The organism is Longimicrobium sp. (assembly GCF_036554565.1).
Lineage (GTDB): Bacteria > Gemmatimonadota > Gemmatimonadetes > Longimicrobiales > Longimicrobiaceae > Longimicrobium.
This window is the reverse complement of the sequence record NZ_DATBNB010000234.1, coordinates 1-10,109: the sequence shown is the minus strand read 5'-3', so window position 1 is coordinate 10,109 and position 10,109 is coordinate 1. Positions and strand designations below refer to the sequence as shown.

Genomic DNA, 10,109 nt, shown 5'->3' with positions numbered 1-10,109 from the left:
CGCCGCCTTGACCTCGGCCACCAGGTCGCGCGCGGTGGCGGCCAGCACCCGCACGTCCACCGGCCGCTCGCCGCTGCCGCCCACCCGCCGGATGGTGCGCTCCTGCAGCACGCGCAGCAGCTTCACCTGCAGCGGCAGCGGCATCTCGCCGATCTCGTCCAGGAAGAGCGTTCCCCCGTCGGCCTCTTCGAACAACCCCTCGTGCGCCCGGTCGGCCCCGGTGAAGGCGCCCTTCTCGTGGCCGAACAGCTCGCTTTCCAGCAGGTTTTCGGGGATGGCGCCGCAGTTGACGGCCACGAAGGGCTTTTCGCGCCGCGCCGATGCCCGGTGCACCGCCCGCGCGATGGCCTCCTTGCCGCTTCCGCTTTCACCGGTCAGCAGCACGGTGGAGGGGAACGGGGCCACGCGCGCGGCCAGGTCCGTCACCTCGCGCATGGCCGCGGACACGCCGATCACCTCCTCGAAGCCCGCGACCTCGCCCACCTCCTTCTTCAGCCGCGCCACCTCGCGCCGAAGCTGCTCGCGCTCCTCGGCCTTGCGCAGGGTGAGGATCACCTCGTCGGCGTTGAAGGGCTTGGAGATGTAGTCGTAGGCGCCGCGGCGCATGGCCTCGACCGCCTGGTCCAGGGCGCCGTAGGCGCTCATCATCACCACGAGCGCGGTGCCGCCCGCCTCCACGTACCGCTCCAGGAACTCCAGCCCCCCCATGCGCGGCATGCGCACGTCGCACAGCACCAGCTGCGGGTGCTCGGCCAGCGCCAGGCGCAGCCCGGCCTCGCCGTCTTCGGCCACCAGCACGTGGTAGCCCTCGTCGCGAAGGATCAGCAGGAGGGTGTGACGAAGCCCCGCCTCGTCGTCGATGACCAGAACCCGGCGGTCGCTCAACTCTGGTGGCGCCTGGTGGGAAGGGAAAGGACGAAGGCGGCCCCGCCGCCCGGCGCGGCGGCCACTTCTACGCGCCCCCCGAAGTCTGCCACCGTGCTCGCGACGATGGCAAGCCCCAGCCCCGTGCCCTCGCCGGGCGCGCGGGTGGTGAAGAAGGGGTCGAACACCTTGTCGGCGGCCTCGGGCGAGATGCCGGGGCCGGTGTCTTCCACGCTCACCCGCAGCGTCTCGGTATCGGCGTCGATGCGGTGGGGGTCGCGGATGGAGGCCGCGCGGGGGCGCCGCAGGTGCGCGTACGAGATCCCCGGCGGGTCGTCGGCGCGGCGGGTGGGGAGCGGGCGCTCGGGGCGGTACTGCTCCAGCGCCGTGGTGACGGTGATGGTTCCCCGCCCTTCCATGGCCCGGCGCGCGTTGTCGAGCAGGTTCACCCACACCTGGTCCAGCAGGTGCGGCGAGCCGCTGAGCGGGGGAAGTCCGTCCGCGAGGTGGAGGACGACGTCGATGCCGTCCAGCAGCCCCTGCGAGCGAAGGGTGTGCACGGCGCGGCGGATGGACTCGTTGGCGTCGACCGGCTCGCGCTCGCGGGGCGCGGGGCGGGCGTACTCCAGGAGCCCGCGGACGATGCGGTCAATGCGCCGGGCCTCGGACTCCAGACCGCCCACCAGCTCGGGATCGGCCCCGCGGCGGCGCAGGACCGACGCGTAGCCCATCAGCGCGGCCAGCGGGTTGCCGATTTCGTGCGCCACGCCCGCGGCCAGGCGCCCTACCCCGGCCATCTTTTCGGCCTCCACCAGCTCGCGCTCGGTGCCCAGCAGCCGCCGGTTGGTCTCGTCGAGCGAGCGGACGTTGTGCGCAAGCCGCTGCTGGTTGTCGAGCAGCTGGTCGGTCATGCGGTTCAGCGCCTGGGAAAGCGCGGCCATCTCGTGGCTCTCGGCCGCGGGGGCGCGGCGCTCGTAGTCGCCCCCGGCCACGGCCTCGGCGGTGGCGACGGCGGCCTGCACGGGGCGCAGCACCAGGCGCACGATCAGGTGGTTGGCCAGCAGCACGAACGCGGCGGTGTCGGCCAGCACCAGCAGCACCAGCAGCCAGGCCGAGCCGGGCGCCGCCGCCAGCATGACGGTGCGGGTGGCGGCGGCCAGCAGGGCGGCGGCCAGCCCCAGAAAGGTGAGGTTGAACAGCAGCTCGCCACGCAACGAGCCCCGGCCGGGGCCGGGGCTCGGGGTACGGCTGGGCGCCGGCACGGCAGCGCGCGCCGGGGTCAGACGGCGGCGGGCTGACGGCGGCGGGCGGCGACCGCCCGTGTTCCGCCGGTCGCCGGCTTGCCGTCCAGCGCCTCGCGGGAAATCAGGTGCCAGACGCGGTCGACGACGGCGGCCGTGGGCTCTTCCCACTGGACCAGCCCCTCGCTGGCTGCCTGCTCCAGGGCGCGCCTCAGCGCGTGCTTGCTGACCGGCTTCCTCATTCGTTCCTCCCGTGAGAATCGGTATGCCTTCCCTGCCCACCCTCACACAGTAACACACGGGCCCCCGCCGCGCGAGGGCTCGTCCACACCCGGCTGCAACTGCTTGCACCGCAACGGATTGGGAGGATGCGAACGCGGCGGCGCTCCCCAGGGGGAGCACCGCCGCGGCGGAAGGAACGGCCCTGGGGCCGGGATCAGTTGTACAGCTTGCCCGCGTGGTCGATGCGGCTGGCGCAGCGGCGGCAGAAGAGCAGGGGCGCGCACAGTCGCCGGTCCCACTCCTTGCTCCGGCAGCGCGGGCAGCGCGGCATCAGGGCCCGCCGGCCCGCGAGCACCACCACGCCCGCGGTGGCCAGGCTCGCGATCAGGATCAACGACATGGCGGATGCATACTGGGATTTTTCATCCTCGCTTCCGAAAAGTAAGTACAATTGCCATCAACATCAACCGCCTTCCGCAAGGCCTGCTTTTCCGGACTCTTGAAGCGCAATAGCCCTGATACGAACCACGTATCAGAGCTATTGCGGATGGACGATCTCGGGATTCCCCGGCGGCGGGTCAGGCCGGCGCCGCGAGTCCCAGTTCGGGGGCCACGCCGCGCATGGCTTCGATGACGAACTGCACGTGCTCCGCGAGTTCCACCCCCAGTTCCTCGGCGGCCCGGCGCACGTCGTCGCGGTCCACGCCGGCGGCGAACTGCTTGTCCTTCATCTTCTTGAGCACCGACTTCGCCTCCAGGTCCATCACCGACCGGCTGGGCCGCACCAGGGCGGCGGCGGTGATCAGGCCGGTGATCTCGTCGCAGGCGTGAAGGGTGCGCTCCAGGCGCGACTCGGGCACCACGCCGGTGCGGGCGGAGTAGTGGGCCAGGATGGCGCGCACGACCGGTTCGGGGTACCCGCGCTCCCGCAGCATCTCGGCGCCGCGCAGCGGGTGCTCGTCGGGCCAGCGCTCGTAGTCGAAGTCGTGGAGCAGCCCGGCCAGGCCAAAGGTGTCCTCGTCGGCGCCGAAGGTGCGGGCGTAGGCGCGGCAGGCGGCCTCGACGGCGTACATGTGGCGGCGCAGGCTTTCGCTTTCCACGTGATCGTGCATCAGCGCGAGCGCTTCGTCGCGGCTGGGAAGGTCGGGCATGGGCTCCGGTCCGGGTTCGTCGACTTCCGTGGTCCTCGGGCGCGCCAATGTACCCCGGCGGCGGGGGTTCGTCCATTCGGCGGTGTTGGGTCCGGATGGAGCGAGGCGCGGAGCGGGAGAACGTCATACCGGATCAGGCGGGGTGGTTCGCATGCGGCGGCCGCCCCCCATCCCCAGCCCTTCCCCCGCAAACTGCGCGGGGGAAGGGAGCCAGCCCGGTGCGCGTCCGCTGGGGCCGCGCGCTCGACTACGCGTGCAGTCCGCGAAGGCCGGACTTCAGGCCCTCGTTGCCGCGACTTCAGTCGCCCCAGCACGGCCGAGGCCTCCGTATGGGTGACCGCTACCGCGCCCAAGCTAGTACGCATCCGCGGCTAGATCCTTCGCCCCGCGCGCGATAGAGAACGGGCCGGTTTGGTGCGCCTGGGGCTCAGGATGACAAGCCGTGGTGCACGGACCGGTTTGGTGCGCACCCGCAGGGATGACAGGCGGTGGGGCGGTAACTGGGTTTGATGCGGCACCCGTTCACTGCCTGACGCACCGAACTCTCCCGCGCAGTCCGCGAAGGCGGACTTCGTGATTTTCCAGCCGCGACTTCAGTCGCCCCAGCCCGGCCGGGTGACGGCCCTCAGAAGTCCGCGCTGCCCGGCGTGCGCGGGTACGGAAGCACGTCGCGGATGTTTGCCATCCCCGTGGCGTACATGATCATCCGCTCGAACCCCAGGCCAAACCCGGCGTGCGGCACGGTGCCGTAGCGGCGCAGATCGCGGTACCACCAGTACGCCTCGGCCTCCAGCCCCATCTCCGCGATGCGCGCATCCAGCACGTCCAGGCGTTCCTCGCGCTGCGACCCGCCGATGATCTCGCCCACGCCCGGCGCCAGCACGTCCATCGCGCGCACCGTACGGCCGTCCTCGTTCACGCGCATGTAGAAGGACTTGATGTCCTTGGGGTAGTTCATCACCACCACCGGGCCGCCGACCAGCTCCTCGCTCAGGTAGCGCTCGTGCTCCGTGGCCAGGTCCACGCCCCAGGAGACGGGGAACTCGAACTTCTTCCCTGATGCCTCCAGCCGGCGGACGGCTTCGGTGTACTCCATCCGCTCGAATGGTGTGCGGACCACGTCCTCCATCCGCTTGACGACGCCCTTCTGGATGCGCTCGTCAAAGAACTCCATGTCGTCCTGCCGCTCCTTCAGCAGGTCGGAGATGATGGCCTTCAGGAAGTCTTCGGCGAGGTCGGCGTCGTCGTTCAGGTCGGCGAAGGCGATCTCCGGCTCGATCATCCAGAACTCCGCCGCGTGGCGCGTGGTGTTGCTGTTTTCCGCGCGGAAGGTGGGGCCGAACGTGTAGACGTTGGAAAGCGCCATGCAGTACGCCTCCACGTTCAGCTGTCCGCTCACCGTCAGCGAGGCCGAGCGGCCGAAGAAGTCCTGGCCGAAATCCACCCCGCCCTCCGGGGTCCGCGGGAGGTTCGCCAGGTCCAGCGTGCTGACGCGGAACATTTCGCCGGCGCCCTCGGCGTCGCTGGTGGTGATGATGGGCGTGTGGATCCAGAAGAAGCCGCGCTCGTGGAAGAAGCGGTGCACCGCCATCGCCAGCGAGTTCCGCACGCGCGCCACCGCCCCGAAGGTGTTGGTCCGCACGCGCAGGTGGGCGACGGAGCGCAGGAACTCCATCGAGTGCTGCTTCGGCTGGATGGGGTACGTCTCGGGATCGTCCACCCACCCCAGCACCTCGACGCTCCGCGCGTGGATCTCGAAGGGCTGCGGACGTCCGGGCGTGGCCACCACCTCGCCTTCGATGGACACCGAGCACCCCGTCGTCAGCCGCTGCACCTGGTCCGCGTAGTTGGGCAGGTCGCGGTTCGCCACCACCTGCACGGGATTGAAGCAGGAGCCGTCGTGCACGTGGATGAACGAAAGGCCGGCCTTGGAGTCGCGGCGGGTGCGGACCCAGCCCTTGACGGTCACCGCCTGGCCCGCGGGGACGGCGCCGGCCAGGAGCTGCGAGATCGGTGTGCGGCTCATGCTTCGGATGCGGGAGTCTGACTATCTCGTGAGTATGCGTGTTGGCGCGTGAGAATGTACACGGATCGAGTACGGCGCGCGACTACGGACGAACTACGGTCTCACGCGGAGGCGCGGAGGGCGCGGAGAACTGCAGAGGGTGCCTCCGTTGTTCCTCTGCGTTCTCCGCGCCTCCGCGTGATCCTAGTTTTCAGGTGATGGACTTCGCCAGGGCGGGAGTGGGCGTGCGATACAGGGCGGGTGCGGTGGGGCACAGGTCCGCCACGGGGCAGCGCTCACAGAACGGGCGGCGCGCCGTGCAGGTGGCCCGGCCGTGGTCGATCAGGCGATGCGTGAAGATCACCCGGTCGCCCTCGTCCAGCAGCTTCAGCAGGTCCTGCTCGATCTTCTCCGGGTCTTCCTCGCGCGTCATCCCCAGGCGCGCGGCGATGCGCTTGACGTGCGTGTCTACGACGACGCCCTCCGCCACGCCGAATCCCACGCCCAGCACGACGTTGGCCGTCTTGCGGCCGACGCCGGGAAGCTGCGTGAGGGCATCCAGATCCACCGGAACTTCGCCCCCGTGCCGCTCCACCAGCGCGCGCCCCAGCCCGATCAGCGACCGCGACTTGTTGCGGAAGAAGTTGAGCGACTTCAGGTACTCCTCCATCTCCTCCTGCGAGGCGGCGGCGTAGTCCTGGGCAGTGCGGAAGCGCGCGAACAGCGCCGGCGTGGCGCGGTTCACGGCGGCGTCGGTGCACTGCGCGGAGAGCACGGTGGCGACGGTCAGCTGCAGCGGGTCCTGGTAGTCCAGCGAGCAGCGGCTGTCGGGATAGGTTTTCGCCAGCCGCTCCATGATCGTCCTCAGGCGCTCACGACGCGCTTTTCTGCTTTCTCTCGGCAAGAAACTCCTCCAGCGGCTCCAGTTCCCACGTGTTCAGCACCTGGGGGGCGGTCAGCCACGCCTTGCGCGCGACATTCACGCCGTACAGCACGTTGCCCAGCGCGCCCGTGGAGTGCGCGTCGGGGTTGATGGGCACCAGCACCCCCTTTTCGGCGGCGTAGCGCGCGTTCTTCCAGTCCACGTCCAGCCGGTGGGGATCGGCGTTGATCTCCACGCACACGCCGTGTTCCGCTGCAGCGTCGATCACCGCCCGCACGTCTACCGCGTAGCCGTCGCGCTTCAGCAGCAGGCGGCCGGTGGCGTGGCCCAGCATGGTGATGCGCGGATGCGACACGGCGCGGATCAGCCGGTCCGTCATCTCACGCTCCGGCATCTGGAAGCCGGAGTGCACGGAGCCGACCACGTAGTCGAACGAGGCGAGCACGTCGTCGTCGTAGTCCAGCCGCCCATCGGCCAGGATGTCGCTTTCCACGCCCTTGAACAGGCGGAAGCGCTTTTTCCCTTTCCCCCCGTGCTCCGCGTTCCAGGCGTCGATTTCGCGGTGCTGCTTCCGGACCGCCGCCGGGGGGAGCCCGCCCGCGTAGCCGGCGGCCTGCGAGTGGTCGGCGATGCCCAGGTACGCCCAGCCCCGCTCGCGCGCCGCCTGCGCCATCTCCGCCACGCTCGCCCGGCCGTCCGACCACGTCGTGTGGCAGTGGAAGGTGCCGCGCAGATCCTCCGCCTCCACCAGTTTGGGCAGCGTGCCGTCCGCGGCCGCCTGCACCTCGCCCCACCCCTCGCGCAGCTCGGGCGCGATCCACGCCAGCCCGAGCACTTCGTACACCTTTTCCTCGTCTCGGGTCGCGACGAGCCGGTTTCCCTTCGCCAAGCCGTCGGCGTCCAGCCGGTGCCCCCGCTCCTCCGCACGCGAAGCCAGCTGCGCCAGGTGCTCGTCGCTTCCCGTCGCCCAGACGAGCGCGGCGCCGAATCTGGTGGGAAGAACACAGGTCAGCCGCGCGGTGAGCCCATCGGCGAAGGTCACCTCGGCGCGGTGGTCCGCGTCATCGTCGTCGGCCGATGCCACACCTTGGATGGCGCGAAAGGCGGCGAGGACGGCGGCGGGATCGTCGGATGAAGCGACGAGGTCGATGGAATCCACCACCTCCAGCCGCCGCCGCACCTGCCCGGCCGCGCGCGCCTGGACGACGCCGGGAAGGCCCTCCACGAGCTCCAGCAGCCCCGCCGCGGCCTCGATGGCCTGGTAGTAGCGCCGCCGCCCGCGAAGCGATCGCGCGAAGGCGATCCCCTCCAGGATCTTCTGCTCCGTCTTGGCGCCCAGCCCGGGGAGCTTGGCGATCTTCCCCGCGAGCGCCGCCTTCTCCAGCGCATCCAGACCATCGATCCCCAGGTCCGCGTACAGCGTGCGGATGCGCTTGGCGCCGAGCCCCTTGATCTTCATCAGGTCGTAGAGGCCTAGCGGCGTCTTCGCCCGCAACTCCTCCAGCATCCCCGACGTCCCCGTGCCCACCAGTTCCTCCAGCACGGCGCCGATCCCCTCGCCCACGCCGGCCAGCGACTGCAGGCGCCCCGCGGCCGCGAGCTGGTGAAGGTCGGCGGTCGAGGTTTCCAGCGCCCGCGCGGCGGAGGAAAAGGCCTTGGCGCGGAACGGGTTGCCGCCGACCACCTCCAGCAGCATGGCGATCTCGGAGAGGACCGCGGCGGCCTCGCGCGCCGTCACGCCCCCGCCCCGCCGAAGCGCACGCGAAGGAAGTCCATCCGTGACAGCGGCGGCGACCCGGGCCGATCCTCCAATCGCCGCTCCGGCGCCGTCTCCGGGACGATGTCTTCGGGATGGCGGTCCACGTACCAGAGCACGCGGCCGATCAGCTTCAGCGCCTCGGTGACGGTGAGGATGGAGTAGAGCCCGGCCATGTCGCCGCCGGGAAGCACGTTCTCGAAGTCCTGCCCATTCTCCCGCCCCGGCTCGGACCAGACGGTGGGGATGCCCGGCCCGATCTCGCAATCGAATGGGATGACGCTGAAGCCAGGCCGGTTGCGGTGGATGCCCAGGATCATCAGTGCCTGCAGGTCCTGGAAGGGCGCCCCGCGCGCGTCGGTCTCGGTGGCCAGCGTGACGAAGAACCCGTCCACCGGCTCCGGCTGCTGGTCGGGGTTGATGCTGGCCCAGAACAGGTTGGGCGGAAGCTGCAGGTAGAACGCGTCGGCGGGGGCGGCCAGCTCCCACCGCTCCAGCCGCGGCGCCGCCTCGACCAGGTAGCGGGCGACGGGCGCATCCATCACGAACGTCCGGCGACCCGCGCGCCAGAAGTTGAAGGCGTGGTAGAACAGCGCGCGGTACTCGTCCAGCGTTTCGGGCGGCACGTCCTGCGGAACGATCTCGCGCACGGCGTCGCCCACGGCGGCGATGAATTGAAAGCGGTCGCGCAGGCCCGGGTCTTCGCCGCGCCCGCCCGCCTCGTCGACGATCGCGGGGAAAACCCGCGACTCGAAGTCCCCCTCCAGGAACGCCAGTTCGTACGGCGTCAGCCGCGCCGTTCCACCCTTGCCCTCGTCAGCCACGCCGCACCCCTCGCTCTCGCGCACACGCTCATGTCCACGGGACGGAAAGTAGCCCGTCACCCCTCCACGCGGAACCAGTCGCCCGGCTCTACGGCGTACTCCAGCACCTCGGGCTCGCCGCCGCCGAACAGTCCGCGCAGCGACTCCCACGCGCCGCGCCGCCGCACAAGGACGACCGCGGTCTCGCCCGGCCCACCGTCGAACTCCTCCAGGTACAGGAAGCACACGTCGACCAGCCGCTCCGGGCGCGGCACCGACACCCGCACGTCGCCGAGCTGCGCCACCACCTCGTCCAGCCGGTCGAAGTCGCGCCCGGCGATCCGCACCTCGGCGAAGCGGTCGCCGTCCACGTCCCAGGCGTCGTCGCCCAGCGGCTCGCCGGAGCGGTAGAAGAGGGGATCGAAGGGCATCCCCTCGCGGCGCTTGAAGTTCTCGTCCGCCGCATAGTCGAAGTCCTCCAGCGCGTCCTCGCCCGCGGTGGATTCGCGGTGATGGCGGATCTCGTGGGTGAGCGTTTCCCACAGCTCGCCCTCCCAGTCGAACTCCTCGTCGATCTCCGCGAGCGCCCGGAACGAGCCGAAGTACAGGTGAACGCCAGAGTGCGTGAGGTCGGGAAGGTCCATCCCCAGGTCCAGCTCGCCCGTGGCGCACTCGCCCAGCGTGTACACGTCCGGCAGCTCGGGATGTGGCACGGTATCCCGCGATACGGATACGTACTCCACCCCGCTCTTGAACTCCGGCGGGATGGATTCGAACATCTCCAGCGCGCGCCGCTCGAATTCCGAGTAGTTCATCAGGTGGCGGATGATGGTTCAACCGGCTTTCGTGCAGTGCAGGCGGACGGCGCTGAGCGCCAACCCGGCCGCGATCCCCAGGCCGAAGGAGCGCCAATCGTCCCACAGGACGAGCTTGAACCACGCGGCGAACGCGGCCAGCACGCCGATCAGCATCCGCAGGGCGCGGGACCGGGTGGTCAGCCCGGCGTAGGCGTAGAACAGCATGTGCCCGGAAAACGGCAGCCACGTGCCCATCATCCGCGTGCCGGCCAGCACCACGGCCACCACATCGACGGCCAGCACGGCGGGATGCTGCTGCTCGATCTTGTCCATCCATCGCCGCGCCCACAGGAAGAACGCGGGGAAGAACGGCCCCATGTACAGGAG

Annotated in this window: 11 protein-coding genes; all 11 read right to left on the bottom strand. The window is 70.3% G+C overall.

The features are described 5' to 3' along the window. Positions 1-885, bottom strand: an 885-nt coding sequence (locus VIB55_RS06400) for a sigma-54 dependent transcriptional regulator (RefSeq protein WP_331875838.1), incomplete at its 3' end; no start/stop codon positions are given. Continuing rightward, complete coding sequence (locus VIB55_RS06395; protein ID WP_331875837.1) at positions 882-2,126, bottom strand: sensor histidine kinase; 1,245 nt, start codon at positions 2,124-2,126, stop codon at positions 882-884. The genes VIB55_RS06395 and VIB55_RS06400, both read right to left, overlap by 4 nt. Positions 2,127-2,143: 17 nt before the next feature. Then, a complete protein-coding gene (locus VIB55_RS06390) occupies positions 2,144-2,347 on the bottom strand; it encodes a hypothetical protein (RefSeq protein WP_331074704.1) in 204 nt (67 codons plus the stop codon). 194 nt (positions 2,348-2,541) lie between these two features. Beyond that, a complete protein-coding gene (locus VIB55_RS06385) occupies positions 2,542-2,727 on the bottom strand; it encodes a hypothetical protein (RefSeq protein ID WP_331875836.1) in 186 nt (61 codons plus the stop codon). Between the two features lie 178 nt (positions 2,728-2,905). Beyond that, the gene (locus VIB55_RS06380; RefSeq protein WP_331875835.1) at positions 2,906-3,478 is read right to left on the bottom strand and encodes an HD domain-containing protein; all 573 of its coding nucleotides are present in this window, start codon (positions 3,476-3,478) and stop codon (positions 2,906-2,908) included. A 625-nt stretch (positions 3,479-4,103) separates the two neighbouring features. Then, positions 4,104-5,504, bottom strand: a complete 1,401-nt coding sequence (asnS, locus tag VIB55_RS06375) for an asparagine--tRNA ligase (RefSeq protein ID WP_331875834.1) — start codon at positions 5,502-5,504, stop codon at positions 4,104-4,106. A gap of 190 nt (positions 5,505-5,694) precedes the next feature. Further along, positions 5,695-6,387 (bottom strand): endonuclease III, encoded by a 693-nt coding sequence (gene nth, locus VIB55_RS06370; protein WP_331875833.1) that lies wholly within the window; start codon positions 6,385-6,387, stop codon positions 5,695-5,697. After that, positions 6,356-8,104: a DNA polymerase/3'-5' exonuclease PolX gene (polX, locus tag VIB55_RS06365; protein WP_331875832.1), complete on the bottom strand. Its 1,749-nt coding sequence runs from the start codon at positions 8,102-8,104 to the stop codon at positions 6,356-6,358. Before polX ends, nth begins: the two co-directional genes overlap by 32 nt. After that, positions 8,101-8,970, bottom strand: a complete 870-nt coding sequence (locus VIB55_RS06360) for a hypothetical protein (protein WP_331875831.1) — start codon at positions 8,968-8,970, stop codon at positions 8,101-8,103. Before VIB55_RS06360 ends, polX begins: the two co-directional genes overlap by 4 nt. Before the next feature lie 32 nt (positions 8,971-9,002). Beyond that, complete coding sequence (locus tag VIB55_RS06355; RefSeq protein WP_331875830.1) at positions 9,003-9,740, bottom strand: hypothetical protein; 738 nt, start codon at positions 9,738-9,740, stop codon at positions 9,003-9,005. Between the two features lie 18 nt (positions 9,741-9,758). Next, positions 9,759-10,109: hypothetical protein (locus VIB55_RS06350; RefSeq protein ID WP_331875829.1), on the bottom strand; the 351-nt coding region annotated here is incomplete at its 5' end.